Here is a 21,057-nt window from a genome sequence, read left to right on the forward strand (position 1 = left end):
ACTGCATTAACCCCACGCTTGTGGAGAAAAAATGTATCCTTTACCCCAAACAGTGACGATTTTTTGTGCCGGCACCGCTTCGTCACCGAGCTTTTTGCGTAAGCGACTAATGCGGCCATCGATGGTGCGGCTTTGACCATCGTATTTACGACCAATGGTGCCATCAAATAATTGGTCTCGACTGACCAACTGGCCCGGTGATTTAGCAAGCTGGATCAAAATTTCGAACTCTGCACTGGTCAGTTCAAGTGGCTGGCTATGCAGGTAAGCTTCGCGCTGAATAGTATTAATACTCAACGAGCCAAAGCGAATATTATGGGCGTTGTGAGTGGTGCTTGTTGGTTTTATAGCTTGGCTGCGGCGAATCGTGTTATTTATTCGCGCTAATAAAATGGACGGGGAAACAGGTTTGGTTAGGTAATCATCGGCGCCTAGCTCAAGGCCAGTAATATGATCGACTTGGCTCTGCCTTGCGGTCATAAAAATAATTGGCGTATCTTGGTATTGTTTTAGTTCTTTAAAGATCTCAAAGCCATCTTCCGAGCCTAATCCGATATCGAGCAAAATTAAGTCGTATTTCTTACTACTTGCTTGGTAACAGGCATGGCAACCACTATCAAAGTGTTCAATGATATATCCATGATTGCTTAAATAATTAGAGACTAGCTGGGCAAGTTTTAAATCATCTTCAATATATAAAATAGTATGCTGGCTCATCAAAAAATACTCCATGCGATATCACGTCGGCGTTTTTTAACATGCTGGTGGAATAAACTAATTTCAGTGCTTTCTAGTGGTTCTAGCTGCTCGCTGAGTAGCTCTAACACAATGTTGCGATTGTTTTGCACTGTGATTGCAAAGTTCTGCCCTTGATTTGGCTTTTGGCAGAACAGCCTAATTTCTTGATCGGTAACGCGAATACACACTGTTTCGCTGACTTCGGTATACCAATTAATGGAGACATCCATCACGCAGTCTTGCTCTACCGTTACACAGTTTTCTGGTGTTGCTTCAATGTAGCCTGCTTGTGCAAATGTGCTGCCAACAAACGAAAGGCTGCAAATGAATAAGAGTGAAAAAAGCCGAGAGCGCAACATCATCAGTAATTCCACGCCAAGCCAGCATAAAAAGACAATAAGTTACGGTCATCAATAAGGGGGCTATCGGCGATACCTGAAGATAAGCGTTGGTATTTTACATCGCTTATGAATTGCCATTGTTGATTAAATTGATATTGATAGCTGGCTTTTAGATTGTATTTTTGACTGGAGTGGCCTAAAAAAGGGCTAAACCCGGCTCGTATCTCTTTTGCAGCACTGCCATAGTAGTAATCCACTAAACCGGCACTTAAATGCTGTATTTCAGCGCCGAGTAAAACTAGATGCTGATCAAACAAAAACAAGCGCTGTGCAGACAATGCGCCTTGTAACCCTTTGTGATAGTTGGTGAGCTCCATTGACCAATACGCGCTAAAACGCCAGCTTTGCCAGTCAACAATCGCTTCAATACCGCTCATGGCCGACAGTTTACGTTTTGATATTTTAGTAATATCACCGCGGCGTTTTATCACCACTGGTGCTTCAATGCTTGAACCGGGTGGTGGCGGTGTCATTGAAGGGCGGCCACTGGTTGTTCTAATTGCAGTTAGTGCTGCTGAGTGTTTGGCAAAATACAGCCCATCTTCATTGAGTTGGGTGAATAACGACACTTGATAGTGATCGCCCCACACGGGTGTCCAAGCAAACTGAGTATTTGCAAATGAAAAGTCACCGGCAAATACTTCTATACGCGGTAGGGCATAAAGAGGAATGTCGTCTTTTTTATAAACTGGGTTGTCGAGTTGACCATAGCCTAGGCTTAAACCAAGGCTTACTCCTTCATCAGCTAAATACGCAGAGTCAGTGCTGCTTGCCATTGCTGAAAGGCAAAGCGCACTAATTAAAAATAAAGATCGTAGCCCAAGCGAGCAACTACCTAGAACAGTCACAAATAAACAACCTAAATGAAAAATCTCGTTAACATTAAGTTGTTATTAATGGCTTGAACAATGAAATAATGTACCAAATTGTAGCAAGGTCTGGTTTTTGTAATCTAAATTAGTTAAGGAAATTGCTTGATAAATAAGCATATTTCACTACTTTTGCTTGGTTATTTTGAGCGGTGTTGTTATCTCTTTAGTTAGAAAAAGTTATTAACAATAAAATGGTGTTAAAACCTGCGCTTAGCGGTACAAAATGGGCCTAAATACACGTCATTACTGGCATAGCGCTTTATTAAGTTGCTATTTGGATGAGTTTTTGCGATATTATTTATATTATAATATTAACAGGAAGCTAATAAGATGACTCTGCCTAGTTCTCAATCTGCAAATGCTATTCGCATACTTGCTGTCGATGCCGTTCAACAAGCTAACTCTGGCCACCCTGGTGCGCCGATGGGTATGGCTGATATTGCAGCGGTATTGTGGCAAAACTTTCACCGCCATAACCCATTAAACCCAGACTGGTCTAACCGTGACCGCTTTGTGTTATCAAATGGCCATGGTTCAATGCTTCAATATGCATTGTTACACCTTAGCGGTTACGACGTAAGCATTGAAGATATTAAGCAATTCCGTCAGCTTCACTCTAAAACACCGGGTCACCCAGAATATGGTTACACTCCGGGTGTTGAAACAACGACAGGCCCATTAGGTTCTGGTATTGCTAACGCAGTTGGTATGGCAATCGCTGAAAAAACCTTAGCGGCACAATTCAATAAGCCACAATTTGATATTGTTGATCACTTCACTTACTGCTTTATGGGTGATGGCTGTCTAATGGAAGGTATCTCGCACGAAGCATGTTCGCTGGCAGGTACGTTAGGTCTAGGCAAGCTAATCGCATTTTGGGATGACAATGGCATCTCTATCGATGGTGAAGTAGAAGGTTGGTTCACCGACGATACGCCTGCACGTTTTGAAGCTTACGGCTGGCAAGTTATTCGTGATGTTGATGGTCACGATATGAATGCAATTGCGGGTGCAATCGAAGCGGCACAAAGCAACACCACGCAACCAACATTAATCTGTTGTAAAACAGTGATTGGTTTTGGCTCGCCAAATAAATCAGGTAGCCACGACTGTCACGGTGCACCACTGGGTCACGACGAAATCGCCGCTGTACGTGAGCAGCTAAACTGGCCACACCCAGCATTTGAAGTTCCACAAGAGGTTTATAACGAGTGGAATACCCAAGCAAAAGGCCAAGAGCTTGAAGGTGCATGGCAGCAAAAGTTTGCAGCTTATAGCAAAGCACATCCTGAACTTGCAAAAGAATATACACGTCGTGTTCTTGAAAAAGCATTGCCAGCTAACTTCGCTGAATTAGCTGATGAGTACATTGCTAAATGCCAAGCCGACATGCAAAACATTGCAACACGTAAAGCATCACAAAATGCGATCACCTTCTTTGCTAACCAGCTTCCTGAACTAATGGGTGGCTCTGCCGACCTTGCTGGTTCTAACTTAACCTTATGGCCAGAAGCAAAAGGTTTACAAGATGCTGCTGATGGTAACTACGTGTTCTATGGCGTACGTGAGTTTGGTATGAGCGCAATCATGAATGGTATTGCATTACATGGTGGTTTCATTCCATTTGGCGCAACCTTCTTAATGTTTATGGAATACGCACGTAATGCTGTACGTATGGCAGCATTAATGAAAGCACAGAGCATTTTTGTGTATACCCATGATTCAATCGGTCAAGGTGAAGATGGCCCAACTCACCAACCAATCGAGCAAATCGCTAACCTTCGCATGACACCAAATATGACTGCATGGCGTCCGTGTGATGAAACTGAAACTGCGGTAGCTTGGCGCCAAGCGTTATTAAAAGAAACCGGTCCAAGTTCACTGATCTTCAGCCGTCAGGGTACAAAAGCGATGGCACGTGATGCACAGCAAGTTGCTGACATTGCTAAAGGGGGTTATGTACTTGTTGATAGCGAACAAGCTGCAGAGCTTATTCTTATTGCAACGGGTTCTGAGGTTGAACTAGCGGTGAATGCTGCTGCTGAATTAACAGCACAAGGCAAGCAAGTTCGCGTTGTATCTATGCCATCAACGAATCAGTTTGACAGCCAAGACAAAGCATACCGTCAAAGCGTGCTACCAGCGGGTACACCAAAGATTGCTGTTGAAGCTGCGCACCGTGACTTCTGGTTCAAGTATGTTGGCCAAGATGGTGATGTGCTAGGCATGGACACATTTGGTGAGTCAGCACCAGGCGCAGTACTGCTTGAGCACTTTGGATTCACAGTGGCAAACCTAGTTGCAAAAGCAAACGCATTACTTGCTGAATAATGTGACTGGCGAAAATTATCGTAATCGCAACACGATAAACCTACATTTGTGATGATGTGTAGGTAAGAATACCAATTCGCAATAATACTTAATCATTTTGAGGGATTAAACCTGTTGCTATCTGCGTTAAAAATTTCTGATTTAGAATAACTAAATAACGAAATTTTTGCCTTGCTATCAACGAGGTTTTATTGCCTCAAAATAGACTACTTAATTAAGCAAATTGGTATAAAAAAGCCCGCAAACTTTGGTTTGCGGGCTTTTTGCTGCTTAAACAATCGGTTTAAACTAGTTCGTTTAAGATTGACTCTAGTTTCTCTTGGTCAATTGCGAATTGACGAATACCTTGGCTTAGCTTTTCAGTTGCCATAGCATCTTCATTCATTTCCCAGCGGAAAGCCTGCTCAGTCATGGCTGCTGGCGCTTCAGCTTTTTCTGTTGCTGGTAATAGTTTTTGAGTTAAAGGTGCATTAGTTGCGGCTAGTTCAGCAAGTAACTTAGGGCTGATAGTTAAACGGTCACAGCCTGCTAATTCTTGGATCTCACCGATGTTACGGAAGCTTGCGCCCATTACAATCGTGTCGTAGCCGTGCTTTTTGAAGTAGTTGTAGATATGCGTGACTGACTTAACGCCCGGATCGTTAGCACCGTCGAAATCAGCACTTGCATCTTGTGCTTTGTACCAGTCAAGAATACGACCAACGAATGGTGAAATTAGGTAAGCACCTACTTCGGCACAAGCGCGTGCTTGAGCAAATGCAAATACCAGCGTTAGGTTACAACGGATACCTTGCGCTTCAAGTACTTTAGCCGCTTGAATACCTTCCCATGTTGAAGCAATTTTGATTAACACGCGCGATGTGTCGATACCTTGCTCTTTATATAGAGCAACAAGCTCAAGTGCTTTATCAATGGTTGCTTGAGTATCAAATGATAAACGCGCATCCACTTCTGTTGAAACTAAACCCGGCACTTGCTCCATTAATTTAGAGCCAATTAATACCGCTAGCTTGTCAGCTGCTTTTGTTACAACTTCAGCTGCGTCACTGCTTTGTGCTTTTGCCCATGATACGGCTTCGGCAGCAAGTGGGCGATATTTCTCAATTTGAATCGCGTTTAAGATTAGTGATGGGTTTGTTGTTGCATCTTGCGGTTTATATTCGTTGATTGCTTCAAAATCACCCGTGTCAGCAACAACGGTTGTCACTGCTTTAAGTTGTTCTAATTGACTAGACATAGTTATCCCATTCTTATCATACAAAAGTTAATGTAGTGGCTTTAACCTATTATTTGTGCTGAAAAAACAATCTAATCTTCCAGAGGAATTGCGCAATAAATCGCCCGCCAGCAGCAAATAATCCTGTTAATAATATTTTTATAATACCTTTACAATCTGGTATTGTTGATATTATCATACAAATAAAGATAATGACTAACAATGTTAGTAAGCAATTAGTGAAAGGTAATTATGTCTCGTTATACGTTGGGATTAGACTACGGGTCAGACTCGGTAAGAGCATTACTCGTTGATGTTGCGACTGGTGAAGAACTTGCCAGCCATTTAGTAAACTACCCGCGCTGGGCACAAGGCTTATATTGTGACCCAAGTAAGGATCAGTTTCGTCAGCATCCACAAGACTATATTGATAGCCTTGTAGAAGTAGTAAATGGTCTATGGTCACAAGTTCCAGCGGGTACTGCAGACAAAGTAGTGGGTATGAGCTTTGATACAACTGGCTCAACGCCTGTAGCAATTAATAGCCAAGGTACACCACTGGCATTAACTGAAGAATTTGCAGAAAATCCAAATGCGATGTTCATTTTGTGGAAAGACCATACGTCTATTAAAGAAGCAAATGAAATCACTGCAGCTGCCACTAACAACGATGTGAACTACCTTTCACATATGGGCGGTATCTACTCTTCTGAGTGGTACTGGGCCAAAGCATTACATATTTTCCGCGTTGATAGCAGTGTAAAAGCAGCCACTTATTCATGGGTTGAACACTGCGATTGGATGACCGCGCTAATGTGCGGCACAACTCATCCTGAAGTATTAAAGCTAGGGCGTTGTGCAACGGGCCACAAACAAATGTGGAACGAGCAGTGGGGCGGTTTCCCACCAAACAGCTTCTTCAGCAATATCGATCCACTATTAGATGGTGTTGTTGATACGTTAAATGCAACCACAGAGCCAAGCGACCAAGTTGCTGGCAACTTAACTGCTGAGTGGGCCGAGAAGCTTGGTTTACCACAAGGTATTGTTGTTGGTTACGGTGCATTTGACTGTCACATGGGGGCAGTAGCAGCCAATGTTCGCCCTGGTGTTCTAACTAAAGTAATGGGTACCTCAACGTGTGACATCACAGTAACGTCTCAAGAGCAGCTTGGTGATACTTGCGTTAAAGGTATTTGTGGTCAAGTTGACGGCTCAGTGATCCCTGGAATGGTTGGCTTAGAAGCAGGTCAATCTGCGTTTGGTGATTTATACGCATGGTTCAAGAACCTAGTACTTTGGCCAACTCGCCAACTTACAAATCTATCTGACGCTGAGCAAGCGTTAGTTAACAAGCTAGAAGACTCAATCTTAGTTGAGTTATCAAAAGCGGCAGCTGCATTGCCTGTAACAAGTAACGATGTAACGGCGCTTGATTGGGTAAATGGTCGTCGTACGCCAGATGCTGACCAAAGCGTTGCCATGGCATTAACAGGCTTAAAAATGGGCACTGATGCACCTAAGTTCTTCAAAGCACTTGTTGAAGCAACTGCGTTTGGCGCACGTGCTATCACTGAGCGTTTCCGTAGCGAAGGCGTACCAATCGAGTCAGTGGTTGTTATTGGTGGTATCTCTAAAAAATCAGACTACGTAATGCAAACTTGTGCTGATGTTTGGAATTGCCCAATCGACGTTTTAGAAAGTGAGCAAAGCTGTGCATTGGGTGCGGCAATTATGGCTGCGGTTGCTGCAGGTGAGCACGCAACAGTGGCAGATGCTCAAAAAGTAATGGCGTCGTCAGTATGTCATCAGTACTTACCAAACCCTGAGCGCGTTGCTGTGTATGACGAGCTTTATGCTAACTACCAAGCACTTGCAAGCTATGTAAACGGAGACAAAGCATGAGTTTTACTGAACTAAAACGTGAAGTCTATGAAGCGAACATGGAGCTGCAACGTCGTGGCTTAGTAATTTATACCTTTGGTAATGTATCGCAAATCGACCGCGACAAAGGCGTAATCGCGATTAAACCAAGTGGTGTATCGTACGACCAAATGAAAGCCGACGACATGGTGATCGTCGACCTTGAAAACAACATTGTTGAAGGGTCTATGCGTCCGTCTTCTGACACTAAAACGCATGTTCATTTATATCGCCACTTCGATGCAATTGGCGGTGTAACACACACGCATTCGACCTATGCAACTGCATGGGCGCAAGCAAAACAAAGCATTCCTTGCCTTGGCACAACTCACGCTGACTATGTACACGGTGACATCACCTGTACTCGTGAGCTAACCGATGAGCAAGTGAATGGCGATTATGAATTAGAAACCGGTATTCAAATTACTGATGCGTATCAAGACCGCGATCCGAAAGCTGCACCTATGGTGATTGTTGCGGGTCATGCGCCTTTCACGTGGGGTAAAGATGCCGCTCAGTCTGTATACCATGCCGCGCTACTCGAAGAGATTGCACGCATGGCGTATTTAACACGCACTTTAGATCCACACGCAGCTGAACTTAAAAAAGCAGTGATGGATAAACATTATCTACGTAAGCACGGTAAAAACGCGTATTACGGTCAGAGCAAATAGCAAGAATTTAGAGGATTATTAACATGACGACGATGACGAAAGAAGTCTGGTTTGTTACCGGCTCACAACATCTTTATGGTCCTAAGGTGTTAGAAACGGTTGCCAAAGACAGCGAAGCAATTGTAGCGGGCTTAAACAGCGAAGCGAACTTACCAGTAAACTTGGTATGTAAGCCTACCGTTAAGTCACCTGAAGAAATTCACGCTGTTTGCCAAGCGGCAAATACGGATCCTAACTGTGTTGGTTTAGTTTTATGGATGCACACTTTCTCACCTGCGAAAATGTGGATTGCTGGCCTAAGCGAATTACGTAAGCCTTGGTTACACCTTCATACTCAGTTCAACGCAGCCCTTCCTTGGTCTGACATCAACATGAACTACATGAATACGCACCAAAGTGCACACGGTGACCGTGAGTTCGGTTTCATCGGTACTGTAATGCGTAAAGAGCGTAAAGTTGTTGCAGGTCACTGGCAACGTGCTGACGTACAACAGCAGTTAGATGACTGGTGTCGTGCGGCAAAAGGTTGGGCAGAAAGCCAAACACTTAAAGTTGCGCGTTTTGGCGACAACATGCGTCAAGTTGCGGTGACTGAAGGTAACAAAGTTTCAGCGCAAATTACTTTTGGTTATGAAGTACACGCGTTTGGTGTCGCTGAGCTTGTAAAAGTGGTTGATACAATCACAGAAGACGAAATCGATGCACAGTTAGAGCTATATAAGCAAGACTACGTAATTGCTGACGAAACTCTACAAGACGATTACGCAGTGAAAATGCTGCGCAACGAAGCACGTTTAGAGCTTGGTATGGAGCGTTTCTTAGAGAAAGGTGGCTTTAAAGCATTCACAAACTGTTTTGAAGACTTATCAGGTCTTTCTGGTCTTCCGGGTCTTGCTACACAGCGCCTAATGTCGAAAGGCTATGGTTACGGTGGTGAGGGTGACTGGAAAACAGCTGCTATGGTTCGCATCATGAAAGTAATGGGTGAAGGCCGTGAAGGTGGTTGTTCATTCATGGAAGATTACACTTACAACATGGGTGAGACTGACCAAGTACTTGGCGCACACATGTTAGAAGTGTGTCCTTCAATTGCAGCGCAAAAACCACGTCTTGAAGTTCACCAGCACACTATTGGTGTGAAATGTGATGTAGGTCGTTTATTGTTTACTGCAAAACCAGGTGCTGCAATCAACGTATCACCAATTGATATGGGTAACCGTTTCCGTATTCTAATTAACGAAGTAGACACAGTGGCTCCGCCAGCTGATTTACCTCACTTACCTGTTGCTTCAGCGCTTTGGGAACCAAAACCAAATCTATCTGTAGCATCAGCTGCATGGATCCACGCCGGTGGTGCACACCACACTGCATACAGCCAAGCAGTAACAACCGATATGATTATCGATTTTGCTGAAATGGCTGGCGTTGAAACTATGATCATCGATAACGATACGACGATCCGTGGTTTCAAAACAGAGCTTCGTCATAACGCAGCTTACTACATGCTAAAACGTGGCCTGTAAGAATTAGTACTTTATGTACTAGAACGTGCTGTGTGTGAGCACGTTCACCCCAAATTTTGTTGTCGATTAAGCCAGTGATGAGCCACGCTCTTCGCTGGCTTATGCTATTGTGAAGCTAAACATTTTAGGAGTAGATATGATCGATTTAAGCGCCTACCAAGGCATTATTTTTGATATGGATGGCACCTTAATTGACTCAATGGGCAGTCACTTACAGGCATGGCAGAAAGCTTGCGAAGCCTATGGGTATCCATTCGATTACGACTACATGTATAGCTTAGGCGGCATTCCGACCGTTAAAACAATTGAAATGCTTAACGAAAAATTTGGTTTAGATCATGACCCTTTGGTTGTGGCAAAAGATAAACACCAGTTTTGGGTTGATTTACAACATCATCCACTAGTGATTGACGAAACCGTCGCAGTACTTGAAAAGTACCATGGTGTATTGCCAATGGGTGTGGGCACGGGGGCTGACCGCGAGCATGCAATTGATCATCTAACAGATACGAATTTAATTAATAAAATTGGTGCCTTAGTGACTGCCAGTGATGTTAGTAAAGGCAAGCCGAACCCAGAAACATTCTTAAAAGTAGCAGCGCTTTTAGGTGTTGAACCAAGTCAATGTGTGGTGTTTGAAGACACACAAATTGGCTACCAAGCCGCCAAAAGTGCGGGGATGGATTGCATCATGGTGAAAGACGGCAAAATCCAACTTTAGCGATTAAATTTGCAATGACACCTGTATTTGTATTATAAAACTATAAATACAATTACAAAAAGGTTATTCATATGTCATTGCAATGTGTTTTCCAAGGTTTAAAAACAACTCATCAAACAGCCAGTTCGAACACGAAAAAGTCGCGCGGGCTTTATGCATTGTTGGTGACATGTGGGATTGCCCTTACACCAGCGTGTGCTCATCAAGGAGACAATATGACGACTTCCCCTTCAGCATCAATGACGGCCTATGGCGTACTTGCTGATCAAACGCCAGTTAATCAAGTAACGCTGACTAACAGCAATGGTATTAGCGTTGATGTGATCAACTACGGCGGCATTATCACGCGTATTGAAACGCCAGATGCAAAAGGCGAAATGGGTAATATTGTACTGGGTTTAGATAACCTAGAAGCGTACACAAAAGCGACAACTTACTACGGTGCAATCATCGGTCGTTTTGGTAACCGTATCGCAAACGGTAAATTCACCTTAAATGGCACTGAATACCAATTAGCGACTAACGATGGTGACAACCATTTACATGGTGGTGTGCAAGGTTTCGACAAAAAAGTGTGGAACATGACACCGTTCACGACGCAAAACAGCGCAGGTGTAACCTTAAGTTTAGTGAGCCCTGATGGTGACCAAGGTTACCCGGGTGAAGTGACGACAGAAGTGACTTACACGCTAACGAACAACAACACGCTAGATATGCAGTTTATTGCTACAACAAGCAAGCCGACCATCATCAATATGACGCAGCACAGCTACTTTAACCTAGCGGGTAAAGGCGACATTCTTGATCACCAAATGCAAATTAACGCAAAAGCAATTACGCCTGTGGATGGCGGCTTGATCCCAACGGGTGAGTTGATGGATGTGGCTGGCACACCGTTTGACTTCCGTACTGCTAAAGCAATCGGTCAAGATATCAAAGCAAGCAATGAACAACTGAAACTTGGTAAAGGTTATGACCATAACTTTGTGCTTAAAGACACGCCAAGCAATGAACTTGTTGAAGCAGCGACGGTTTACGAAGCAAACTCAGGCCGTACGTTAACAGTTTACACAGAAGAGCCAGCAGTACAGTTTTATTCAGGTAACTTCTTAGACGGTAGTACTCAGCAAGCGTCTGGCTTAGTGCATAATTTCAGAAGTGGTTTTTGTTTAGAGCCACAGCATTTCCCTGATGCACCTAATCAGCCAACGTTCCCAAGCACAACATTACTGCCAGGTGACGTGTATTCAACACGCATCGTGTACGAATTTGGTACAAAATAAAGGAACACAAACGTGAAAACAACAAAGCTTAAAAGCGCAATGCAAAAGGCTGGCTTAGCTAGCCTATTTGCCTTGTCGTTTGGCGCTCTGACGGGCTGTCAGACTACGGCTGGAGACAACACAGCCAAAGCAGATGTCGCAGCCACAGCAAAAGCGCCAATTCAAGATGATGGTATTTTTACTAATCCTCTTTTCCCAAATGGCGCCGATCCATGGCTTGAGTATTGGGATGGTAACTATTACCTAACTACAACAACGTGGACTTCTGAGTTAGTGATGCGTAAATCACCAACATTAGCGGGCCTTGCTGATGCAACACCTATCAATGTTTGGTCTGATTCGAACCCTGAGCGTTGCTGTAACTTCTGGGCGTTTGAATTCCATCGTCTAAAAGGGCCAAACGGCTACCGTTGGTACATGATGTACACAGCCGGTACTGATGGCACTTTAGATAACCAACACTTAAACGTATTAGAAAGTGCCGGTGACGATCCTATGGGTCCATACGAATACAAGGGCGCATTAATGCCTAACGTATGGAACATCGACGGTAACTACCTAACATACAAAGACAAGCTATATGTAATTTACTCTCAATGGCAGGGCGATCAGCAATTAAACATTATTGCTGAAATGGAAAACCCATGGACTCTGAAGAAGAACTCACCGCATACGGTGATCACGCGTCCTGAGCTAGATTGGGAAATCAGTGGTCGTAAAGTAACTGAAGGCGCTGAAATTTTACAGCACAATGGCCGTACGTTTATGACGTACTCAGCAAGCTTCTGTAATACTCCTGATTACAAACTAGGTATGCTTGAGCTTGTTGGTGACGATCCGCTTAAAGCGAGCAGCTGGAAAAAATACGAAAAGCCAGTATTTGAGCGTACAGAAGAAGTGTTTGGCCCAGGTCACAACGGCTTTTTCACATCGCCAGACGGCACAGAAGATTGGTTAGTTTATCACGGTAATGATTCGGTAGAGCACGGTTGTAGTGCGACGCGTTCATTACGTGCGCAAAAATTCACTTGGAACGACGATGGCACACCAAGCTTTGGTAAACCATTAACACCAGGCGTTGAAGTAGCTCCGCCATCAGGTGAATACGGCCCACTGGTAACGCGAGTGCAAGGTCAACGTTACCAATTAGTGAATGCAACAAGCGGCTTATGTTTAGACATTGCAGCTGATCCACAAGATGCACGTGCAGTTCAACGTCAGTGTGCAAGCACCAATGGTCAATGGGTTATTGATGCAACAACAGATGGTTTTGTTCGTTTAGCTAACCGTGAAGACAGCAAGTTCTTAGAGCTTGAAAGCTGTAATGACGCAGATAACGCTAAAGTACAATCTGCAGCATGGCGCAATAACTTCTGTCAGCAATGGAAAGTAGCACCAAGTACAGATGGTAATGTCTCTATTACTAACCGTTACACAGGCAAGCCATTAGCGGTTGCTGGTTGTTCTGCCGCACAAAACCAAGCGGTTTTACAGCAAAGCGACGCAACAGCGTGTGGCGACTGGCAATTACACCCTATGGGCAGTGTTGTCGTATTAAGCCAACAAAGTGGTAAAGCACTTAGCGTGGCTGGTACGGTTAAAGCGGGTACCAATGTTGAGCAACAAGCTTTTACGCATAAAGATGCACAGCAATGGTTCTTCACACCAACAGATACAGGCTATGTAAGCCTTAAACAAAGCGCTGATAGCGAGTTCTGTGCTGCGGTAGCTGATAACGCCTTAGTACCAGGTGCCAACGTAGAAATGGCGTCTTGTGCAGCGAAAACAGCACAGTGGCGTATTGCTCCGGTAGAAGGCGGTGGCGTGATGCTGATCAACCGCTACACAAAACAAGCGCTTGGTTTAAGTAACTGTGGTTTAGCTGAAAACACTAACTTCGCACAACAACCTGATTTAGGTAACAAGTGCCAAGTGTTCCATCTGCGTGAACCAAATTAAGTTATAAGTAAAAAAATCGACTCAACCAAAGCCACTTCATTTATGAGTGGCTTTTTTTATAGCCTTCAGCCTTCAGCTGTCAGTTTTTAGCTGAGCGGTGGAGGATGTTGGTGATATGTCTGTCTGATCGTAGGGTGTTGATTTCATGACGCGCCAAGCAAGCGTGACGCCTACCACATTACATATAAAACCCACGTAGGAGGTACTTTAGTGCCGAATTTTGTCCATCACATAATCTTCACGGCTAAAGCCTTTCTACAATGCAATCCTAGGACCTAGAGCCTAGAACCTAGAGCCTAGAGCCTAGAGCCTAGAACCTAGAACCTAGAACCTAGAACCTAGAACCTAGAACCTAAAACCTAGAACCTAAAACCTAGAGCCTAAAACCTAAATATAACCCCTAATTAATAAAATAACCGATAGGTTGCCACTGGCCACTACTTTTGCTGAGGCTAATTGTTTCAATGGCCTGCTCTTTATTCATAAATTGGCTTTGAAACTGAATGATCACGTATTCGCCATCAGGTGTTCCGGGCAAAGAGTCGTAATTCATCAGGCTTAAATTCTTACGTAAAACCACCTTGCCAAGCGGTACCCGAACTTGTTTTAACGCTTTGCTCCAGTTGCTTTGTGGCATTGTTTGTTTAAATAATGAGTCTGCTTGCTGCCAACTTTGCTGATACTGACCGTTGTCGATTAACGCAAGCCAGCTTTTAGCGCGATGAATAACTTCGAGCTCCTCAGCATGTGCACAAAAGCAGCTTAAAAAAATGATTAGTAAGAGCGTTTTTCTCATAGCAATTCCATTTACTTGTTGTTTATTTAGTACGTCTTGAAGTGTTTTTATGTTACGACGACGAACAATAAATACTATTCATCAATTGTGCGGTTTATTTTCCCGCAGATACGTATTTTGACTGCCGATAACTCTTACAGCACAAAGCCTAAGGGCGCTTTGCGCTGCTCTATACTAATCGATCAGATAGCCTAATGGGTGCCAGCCATCGGCGGCTTTGCTAAGGCTGAGTGTTTCAACAACTGCCTCTTTATTCATAAACTCGGTTTGAAACTTGACTACTAAATACTCACCATTTGGCAGGCCGGGTAATGAGCTATACTCTGCTGTGCCAAAATAGGTGCGAGACATAACTCGGCCTAAAGGAACGCGTATTTGATCTAAGGCTGTTTGCCAGCGAGCTTTGGGCGTGGTGTTTTGAAAAACCTGATCGCTTGCTGCCAGCTCTCGTGGTATTCTCCAGAATCAACCAAGGTTAACCATGCTCTTGCTGTTGAGATAGGGCTTGTTTCTTCAGCTGAGGTGAAAAAGCACACCAATAACGATGCCAGTAAAAACAGTTTTTGTAGCGTAAATCCATTTACAGAAAGTAATAAAATTTGACGCATAAGACGCCCTCACTTCGTTCATAGGGTGAATTCATAATACGAATGAGTTGGTTAATTTCTATACTAAAAAAGTGCTAGGAAAGGCTTTTTAGTGGGATTTAAGTGTTGTTTTTTATTTGAACGGTCTTTGTCATTGAGTTCGTAAAGTGGCTATGTAGGTTAGGTCGTTAATTTTATGCTGTTGATTTATTGAACAAAACAAGTTGTTTTAACAGCTACTAAATGTAACGACAATGACCCTAAATAACACCTATTTTTACTGCTAAGGAAGTTTCGTATTTGCGTGCTCGATATTTCAGAGCCCGCATACTCACTGGGTTTTGACCCTTTTTTGGGTTTTTTGAGAAAAGTTAGCGAGGGTAAAGTTGCAAGAGTAAAGTGAGCATGAGAGGGAGTTAGCGAGGGTAAAGTTGCAAGAGTAAAGTGAGCATGAAAGGGAGTTAGCGAGGGTAAAGTTGCAAGAGTAAAGTGAGCATGAAAGGAAGTTAGCGAGGGTAAAGTTGCAAGAGTAAAGTGAGCATGAAAGGGAGTTAGCGAGATGAAAGCGACAAGAGTAAAACTTGAGACTTAAAGCTTATAGCTCAAAACTTACAGCTTAAAGCTTCTATCACACCAGCACGCTCATTAGCACTCCAGGGTCGCTAATACCTGCTTCTTTTAGCGCATCGCTAATTGATTGGCTAAGAGACATTATTTGCGTTTGGATTTCCATCACCATCTTGGTCTGTGTTTCAACTTGCACTTTTACAGCTTCATCTTCTTGGTTTTTGAGCGCTTGCAGTTTGGCTAATTGCTCTTTGGCGAGTTCGAGTTGTTCTTTGAGCTTTTCAAGTTGCTCAACCATTTTGCGAATATGCGCGGGGAGTTCGCTAGATACTTCTTCTTTTTGAGCGGGCTCTACTTCACGACCAGAGAGTTTATTCATCTCTTGGCTGCTAAGTTTGTAGCCTACTTTTGAGTGGGTATGACTGCTTGCTGTGCCTGCGTTTGAGATAGTTAGCGCACTTGCTAATGAGTTAATAGCCATAATGAGAGCGATGATAGTGAATGATATGTATGTATCGGCAAAAGGTACTAAAGCTTTAGAAAAAAGCCGGGTTTTCACCCGGCCTTTCCAGACAACAAATAGTTGAGGTGAGGCAGCTCACCTCACTTTGTTACTCTTGTGCAGCAGCTGCATCAAAGAGTGCTTTTATTTCTTCAGCGCTAATCGCACCGTTGAAAATTTTCAGTTCATCGATAGCACCGTGGTATGGCGTATCCCAGTAGTTAACACCTAGAGCAAACTCATTTGTTTCACCAGGAACCGTGAATACACGTGGGAAGCCATCGGTTTCTAGCTGTAGTTCACCGTTAACATACATCTTCAGTACATCACCGTTCGTACCATCAACAGTGAAAGCAACATGTGTCCACTCTTTTGCAGGAATACGGCTATCTAGTTCTGCATTATCGAAGAAGGCACCGTTATTTGCCCATAAACGCGTTAGCGCTGAGCCTGCCATCGATGGTACATAACTTAACCATGCGTTTGCACTTGCACCGGCAAAGAACGTTGTTGTGTAATCTGTGAAGCTTTCTGGTTTAAGCCACATAGATACAGAGTAGTCATTAGTCGTGATTAGGTTATCCGGTAAACGAACACCTGAACCTTCTAGGAATACTGCTTGACCAATTACACCTTCAACATAGCTTACGCTACCGCCAGTATTATTGATGAAACCACCCGTTGATTTACCCGCCGCGTATGCGCCGTTTAATGCACTTAGGTCACCTTCAAAGCTGTATTCAGCAGGTGCAAGTGATTTTAAGGTTACATCGAATGACTTAGTATCCGTAAAGTCTTTGTACTTAATGGTTGCAGTTAATGTTACAACTTGGTCGCCAGCAGAAGCACTTGGTTGTGTCACAACAGCCGTGCCGTTAACTGGTTTTAAGTACTCTTCGTTGTTTGACGTCCAGCTAATACCAGATACAAATGGACCTACTCGTGGTAATTCAAAGCTATCACGTACTGCAGAAACATCACCTAAATCAAGCGCATCTGTAATGAAGTCTTCGAATTTAGTCGGATCTGTCAGGTTATTGATAGCCGCACCATTAATATCTAAGCCATTTAGCGCATAGTCATAGACGATAAATTCATCAATTTGACCTTGGAAAGGTAAGTCCCAACCGTAGTTCACACCCAGCGCAAAGTTACCTGTTTGTGTGCTAAAGAAATCAGGACGTGGCATCGTACCTGAGCGTACACCATCACGATAAAGTGTCGCTGTGCCATTAGCATAAGTGATGGCAATATGATTCCAATCCATTACCGCTGGTGAGTCAGAGATGATTTGGTTCCACATATCTGTGCCATCATCAGCTAAGTAACGACTCCAAAGCATTGGTGTTGTTGTAAAGTGGGTACTACCTGGGATCAAGCTCATCCAACGTGCATCAGAGGTTGCCGCGAAGAATGTAGGCGTGAAGTTAGTCAGTACAGTTGGCTTAAACCAGTATGAAATAGTGTACTCATCGCCAGTAACAAGATCATCAGGTAAACGCACACCCGTTGCACCATCAAAGTTAAATGCTTTACCTGTTTGACCTTCAGCGTAGGCTGCTGTACCAGCACCCACATTTAGCATGCTGTTGTCTGTTACACCCGCATCATCAAGGTTTCCTAAGCCATCACTGAGTGAATCTTCAAATGCATAGTGTGCAATCGCATTTTTAAACTCAGGGCGCGCTTCAATACTTACATTAAATGTTTTGGTTGTGCTTTCACCGTTTAATGAGATATTAGCCGTTAATGTAACTGCTTTATCACCGCGATCTGGCGTTGGAATAAATACCGAACCTTCACTGGTGATGTAGTACTCATCACTACTTTCCCAGTTAATTGCAGCACCGTCTTTACCTTTCGTTGGTAATGAGTAGCCTTCGTCAGCAATTGATAATTCAGTTTTAATATCTAGCGCTTCTTGAACAGTGCCTAGTACGTTAGCTGTATCTGTGATTTCATCACGTTTACTTGCCCAAATGGTAGCGCCTTCGCTTGATGTTGCAGATACAGTGACCGCCATCGCTTTAGTTGCATCATCCCATTGCCATTTAGCCACACCAAAGTACGTACCAGAATCTAACTCAAGCTTAATATTTGAGTCATCAATCATGTACCAGATACCTGGATCATCACCGGTTACTGAGTGATCTTCGTTTAAAGCAATATGCATTGAACGAATAGCATCTGTATTTACATCGTTACCATGGTTGATAAATTTGTAATAACCATAAAGTTCATCTGCCACAACCATGTTGTCGCCTTCAAGCGGCACATAGCGCTGCGGTGAAGCCATAGGCCAACCTAATGAGTTAATGAACATTTCATGTACGCGAACTTGGTGCGCTTCTGAAATGGTTGGGAACTCAGTCGATGTTTGCGGGAAACGTGTATGCGTTACTAAAATATGGCGACCTGTCGCTTCATCGTAGTAAGCAGAGTTATGACCTGGTGATTGGTAGCCCCATGCTGGTGCTGTTTCGCCAAGCTCTTGTGTATACTCAAAGCCGCCCATTAGTTTTTCACCAACTTCTAAGCCACCTAATGTTGAAATATCGTTACCTGCGTTATCTAGGTAAGGACCATCTGGTGTTTTAGAACGAGCAACACGAATGTTGTAACCATCATTTAGCGCAAAACCAGCTACTGAGTAGAATAAGTAGTAGTATTCACTTTCTGGGCTGTACATAACAAATGCACCTTCCATTGCACGGAAGTCGCCGCCTACTAGCTTTTTACCATAGCCTTGACCAGCTTCAGGCATACCCGTTTCTTCGTCCATTGCTAGTACGAAAATACCGCCAGAGTATGAACCGTAAACCATCCAAAGTTTACCGTCAGCATCATAGAATGCCGCTGGATCGATTACGTTAGGATCAACGGCACCATTCCATGTCGTTTGGCCGTTATCAAGTGGGTAAGCTGTAAATTCAGCTTCTGAGCGATAACCACTGCGTAAGAAAATACCTTTGTTTTTGTATGGGCCTTCAATATTGTCAGCTTCAGCTAAACCAAGGTAAGAGCGGTTCCAGCACACTTCATCAACCACATCTGCGGTATCTGGGTTATCTTGTGCACAGTGGTTATAGTAAAACCAAAATTTGCCATTTGGCGCTTTGATTACATCGGCCGCCCAGTTTCCTGTAAAACCGTCTGTCCATTCAATACCTTCGGCAATTTCACCTGTGTAGTTGTAATCGAATAATGGGCTTTCATTAACGGCTGCGTTAGCTGAAAGGCTCGAAATCATTTCCCAGTTCAAGAGATCAGTTGATTTAGCGGCAGCAAGGTGTGAACCAAAAATATAATAAGTGTCGTCAACTTTAACGACAGAAGGGTCGTGCACGCTTACATTGGTAACCATTACGCTACCAGATTCAGTGTATTCAACACTGCTGCTTACTGTCGGTTTTGCACTTTGCGGGTCGGCAACCGCTGGTGCTGTGTCAAGCTTAGTACCATCTTCTTTGCCACAACCTGTAACAGCCAAAGAGCAGGCTATGACCATGGCTAATTTATTTAATTTCATTTTATGTGTCCTCTTGAAACTGGGATTCATTTTTTTATTCGATTGTTGTCAATAAAATTGCCGCGTGCCTATATCAAACTAATAAGAACGTAGTATTGTAATTTTATAGTACGATTTAAAATGTGCAAATACTTTTGCAAAGGTAATTGATATGTAAACATGAAGTATCAGTGTTTACAATATGTACAGCGTGATTTTAATTTTTTCAAGTTGCCATTTTTGGCGTTTTTTTCGCTGTTTTTGCGCTATTAGGGAAGTTTTTTGCTTATCGGAAAGTGAGGATTTTCCGTTAAATTTGTTTATTTGTATTACATTTGAGCATTAAAAAGGGCTCTTAAAGAGCCCTTTTTGATATTACTTGTCTTGTTTACTTAGACCTTCAGTGGTCATGATAATACGTTTAAGTGTGCCATCTTCGTTGTAGTAAAGTGGCTCAATCGCCACTGAACGACGAAAACGCCCGCCACTTGGTTTGCCATCAATCGGTGGTACAGCACCAGTATGGTAAATAAAGTAGTCTTTACCTTTGTATTCGATGATTGATTGGTGGTTGGTTTCGCTGTTACCTGCGATCTCATTCAAGATACCTTTATATTCCCACGGTCCGTGAATACTTTTACTCATGGCATAACAGATCTTCTCAGGGAACTCACATGCGTACGAAACATAGTAGTTGTCGTTTTTCTTATGAACCCATAACGCTTCGGTAAAGTTAGGCAAGTCTAGCGTTTTAATTTCACCATCAAGAGACAGTAAGTCGTCGCTTAGCTTTACGTATTTTGGCATTAAGTTACCAAAGAACATGTAAGTATCGCCGTTTTCTTCAGTAAAAATTGCAGGGTCGATGTCGTCCCAATCATTTGGCGTGTGCTTGGTCATATCATCGGTAACCAATGCATGGCCAATCGCGTCTTTAAATGGACCTGTTGGTGATTTAGACGTCGCAACACCAATTGCAAAACCTGGTTTTGTGTCGTCGTGGCGAACGGTTGTAAAGAAATAGAAAGTGCCATCACGCTCAATCATGTGTGAAGCCCATGCTTCGCCTTTAGCCCATTTAAAGTCGGTTGCTTTCATGATTGGGCCGTGTTTTTTCCAGTTCACCATGTCTGTTGATGAAAAGACTAACCAGTCGTGCATTTCAAAAAACACATCATTATTAGGTGCTTCATCATGACCTGTATAAAGGTATACGGTGTCATTGTGAACAAGTGCTGCTGGGTCTGCAGTAAATACATCGGTGAATAATGGGTTTTGTGCAACGGCTAAGCTGCTCGAAAAAAGCAATGGCAGCGCTAACGCTTTTAATTTCTTCATGAGTGTCCTCTGTGACTAATAATTGTTGTTCAAACTGCAGCTTTTGTATTTAGAGCTCGCTCTAAATGACCAGATAATACACAGTGTATGCCTGATTATACTGAGTAACTGATTGTTT

The 21,057-nt window shown here is 43.3% G+C and carries 17 protein-coding genes; 7 read left to right on the forward strand and 10 right to left on the reverse strand.

Features of this window, described 5'->3' with window-relative positions:
* Positions 1 to 6: 6 nt before the first annotated feature.
* Genes C2M33_RS04480 through C2M33_RS04490 form a run of 3 tightly spaced genes read right to left on the reverse strand, consistent with a single transcriptional unit; the run spans position 7 to position 1,987 of the window.
* The gene (locus tag C2M33_RS04480; protein ID WP_063700827.1) at positions 7 to 717 is read right to left on the reverse strand and encodes a response regulator transcription factor; all 711 of its coding nucleotides are present in this window, start codon (positions 715 to 717) and stop codon (positions 7 to 9) included.
* Positions 717 to 1,100 (reverse strand): DUF3019 domain-containing protein, encoded by a 384-nt coding sequence (locus tag C2M33_RS04485; RefSeq protein ID WP_063700828.1) that lies wholly within the window; start codon positions 1,098 to 1,100, stop codon positions 717 to 719. Before C2M33_RS04485 ends, C2M33_RS04480 begins: the two co-directional genes overlap by 1 nt.
* Positions 1,100 to 1,987, reverse strand: coding sequence for a MipA/OmpV family protein (locus C2M33_RS04490; RefSeq protein WP_105173857.1), 888 nt, complete (start codon positions 1,985 to 1,987; stop codon positions 1,100 to 1,102). The genes C2M33_RS04485 and C2M33_RS04490 overlap by 1 nt, the downstream gene beginning before the upstream one ends.
* Before the next feature lie 354 nt (positions 1,988 to 2,341).
* Here C2M33_RS04490 and tkt point away from each other — a divergent pair, with 354 nt between their 5' ends.
* On the forward strand, positions 2,342 to 4,342 hold the full coding sequence (gene tkt, locus C2M33_RS04495; protein WP_054552267.1) for a transketolase: 2,001 nt from the start codon (positions 2,342 to 2,344) through the stop codon (positions 4,340 to 4,342).
* 283 nt (positions 4,343 to 4,625) lie between these two features.
* On the opposite strand, the gene tal is transcribed toward tkt, so the two are convergent.
* A complete protein-coding gene (tal, locus tag C2M33_RS04500) occupies positions 4,626 to 5,579 on the reverse strand; it encodes a transaldolase (protein WP_105173858.1) in 954 nt (317 codons plus the stop codon).
* A gap of 231 nt (positions 5,580 to 5,810) precedes the next feature.
* Between tal and C2M33_RS04505 the strand changes: the two genes are divergently transcribed.
* The 6 genes from C2M33_RS04505 to C2M33_RS04530 all read left to right on the forward strand — a co-directional run bounded on the left by C2M33_RS04505 (position 5,811) and on the right by C2M33_RS04530 (position 13,641).
* Positions 5,811 to 7,463, forward strand: a complete 1,653-nt coding sequence (locus C2M33_RS04505; RefSeq protein WP_063700831.1) for a ribulokinase — start codon at positions 5,811 to 5,813, stop codon at positions 7,461 to 7,463.
* Positions 7,460 to 8,155: an L-ribulose-5-phosphate 4-epimerase gene (locus C2M33_RS04510; RefSeq protein ID WP_054552270.1), complete on the forward strand. Its 696-nt coding sequence runs from the start codon at positions 7,460 to 7,462 to the stop codon at positions 8,153 to 8,155. The genes C2M33_RS04505 and C2M33_RS04510 overlap by 4 nt, the downstream gene beginning before the upstream one ends.
* Positions 8,156 to 8,178: 23 nt before the next feature.
* Positions 8,179 to 9,678, forward strand: coding sequence for an L-arabinose isomerase (gene araA / locus C2M33_RS04515; RefSeq protein ID WP_054552271.1), 1,500 nt, complete (start codon positions 8,179 to 8,181; stop codon positions 9,676 to 9,678).
* A 136-nt stretch (positions 9,679 to 9,814) separates the two neighbouring features.
* Positions 9,815 to 10,399 (forward strand): HAD family hydrolase, encoded by a 585-nt coding sequence (locus tag C2M33_RS04520; protein WP_063700833.1) that lies wholly within the window; start codon positions 9,815 to 9,817, stop codon positions 10,397 to 10,399.
* A 71-nt stretch (positions 10,400 to 10,470) separates the two neighbouring features.
* Entirely contained in the window at positions 10,471 to 11,682 is a 1,212-nt protein-coding gene (locus C2M33_RS04525; protein ID WP_063700834.1) for an aldose epimerase family protein, read from the forward strand.
* Between the two features lie 12 nt (positions 11,683 to 11,694).
* Positions 11,695 to 13,641, forward strand: a complete 1,947-nt coding sequence (locus C2M33_RS04530) for an RICIN domain-containing protein (protein ID WP_233999106.1) — start codon at positions 11,695 to 11,697, stop codon at positions 13,639 to 13,641.
* Between the two features lie 400 nt (positions 13,642 to 14,041).
* Here the strand turns inward: C2M33_RS04530 and C2M33_RS04535 are convergent, their stop codons facing one another.
* The 6 genes from C2M33_RS04535 to C2M33_RS04560 form a co-directional block, all read right to left on the reverse strand.
* Complete coding sequence (locus tag C2M33_RS04535) at positions 14,042 to 14,437, reverse strand: DUF4019 domain-containing protein (RefSeq protein WP_105173859.1); 396 nt, start codon at positions 14,435 to 14,437, stop codon at positions 14,042 to 14,044.
* Between the two features lie 174 nt (positions 14,438 to 14,611).
* Entirely contained in the window at positions 14,612 to 14,893 is a 282-nt protein-coding gene (locus C2M33_RS04540) for a DUF4019 domain-containing protein (protein ID WP_105173860.1), read from the reverse strand.
* Positions 14,818 to 15,045 (reverse strand): DUF4019 domain-containing protein, encoded by a 228-nt coding sequence (locus C2M33_RS04545; RefSeq protein WP_105173861.1) that lies wholly within the window; start codon positions 15,043 to 15,045, stop codon positions 14,818 to 14,820. Before C2M33_RS04545 ends, C2M33_RS04540 begins: the two co-directional genes overlap by 76 nt.
* Before the next feature lie 607 nt (positions 15,046 to 15,652).
* Complete coding sequence (locus tag C2M33_RS04550) at positions 15,653 to 16,150, reverse strand: hypothetical protein (protein WP_233999107.1); 498 nt, start codon at positions 16,148 to 16,150, stop codon at positions 15,653 to 15,655.
* 52 nt (positions 16,151 to 16,202) lie between these two features.
* Entirely contained in the window at positions 16,203 to 19,622 is a 3,420-nt protein-coding gene (locus C2M33_RS04555; RefSeq protein ID WP_105173862.1) for a LamG-like jellyroll fold domain-containing protein, read from the reverse strand.
* A 354-nt stretch (positions 19,623 to 19,976) separates the two neighbouring features.
* Positions 19,977 to 20,939, reverse strand: coding sequence for a glycoside hydrolase family 43 protein (locus tag C2M33_RS04560; protein ID WP_063700849.1), 963 nt, complete (start codon positions 20,937 to 20,939; stop codon positions 19,977 to 19,979).
* Positions 20,940 to 21,057: the final 118 nt, after the last annotated feature.

The sequence above is a fragment of the Pseudoalteromonas sp. T1lg122 genome (assembly GCF_002964825.1).
Taxonomy (GTDB): domain Bacteria; phylum Pseudomonadota; class Gammaproteobacteria; order Enterobacterales; family Alteromonadaceae; genus Pseudoalteromonas; species Pseudoalteromonas gelatinilytica.

What these genes read in the sequence shown, in the direction of transcription:
- C2M33_RS04480 (WP_063700827.1), bottom strand. Translation starts at nt 717, where the DNA reads ATGAGCCAGCATACTATTTTATATATTGAAGATGATTTAAAACTTGCC.
- C2M33_RS04485 (WP_063700828.1), bottom strand. Translation starts at nt 1,100, where the DNA reads ATGATGTTGCGCTCTCGGCTTTTTTCACTCTTATTCATTTGCAGCCTT.
- tkt (WP_054552267.1), top strand. Translation starts at nt 2,342, where the DNA reads ATGACTCTGCCTAGTTCTCAATCTGCAAATGCTATTCGCATACTTGCT.
- tal (WP_105173858.1), bottom strand. Translation starts at nt 5,579, where the DNA reads ATGTCTAGTCAATTAGAACAACTTAAAGCAGTGACAACCGTTGTTGCT.
- C2M33_RS04505 (WP_063700831.1), top strand. Translation starts at nt 5,811, where the DNA reads ATGTCTCGTTATACGTTGGGATTAGACTACGGGTCAGACTCGGTAAGA.
- C2M33_RS04510 (WP_054552270.1), top strand. Translation starts at nt 7,460, where the DNA reads ATGAGTTTTACTGAACTAAAACGTGAAGTCTATGAAGCGAACATGGAG.
- araA (WP_054552271.1), top strand. Translation starts at nt 8,179, where the DNA reads ATGACGACGATGACGAAAGAAGTCTGGTTTGTTACCGGCTCACAACAT.
- C2M33_RS04520 (WP_063700833.1), top strand. Translation starts at nt 9,815, where the DNA reads ATGATCGATTTAAGCGCCTACCAAGGCATTATTTTTGATATGGATGGC.
- C2M33_RS04525 (WP_063700834.1), top strand. Translation starts at nt 10,471, where the DNA reads ATGTCATTGCAATGTGTTTTCCAAGGTTTAAAAACAACTCATCAAACA.
- C2M33_RS04535 (WP_105173859.1), bottom strand. Translation starts at nt 14,437, where the DNA reads ATGAGAAAAACGCTCTTACTAATCATTTTTTTAAGCTGCTTTTGTGCA.
- C2M33_RS04545 (WP_105173861.1), bottom strand. Translation starts at nt 15,045, where the DNA reads ATGCGTCAAATTTTATTACTTTCTGTAAATGGATTTACGCTACAAAAA.
- C2M33_RS04555 (WP_105173862.1), bottom strand. Translation starts at nt 19,622, where the DNA reads ATGAAATTAAATAAATTAGCCATGGTCATAGCCTGCTCTTTGGCTGTT.
- C2M33_RS04560 (WP_063700849.1), bottom strand. Translation starts at nt 20,939, where the DNA reads ATGAAGAAATTAAAAGCGTTAGCGCTGCCATTGCTTTTTTCGAGCAGC.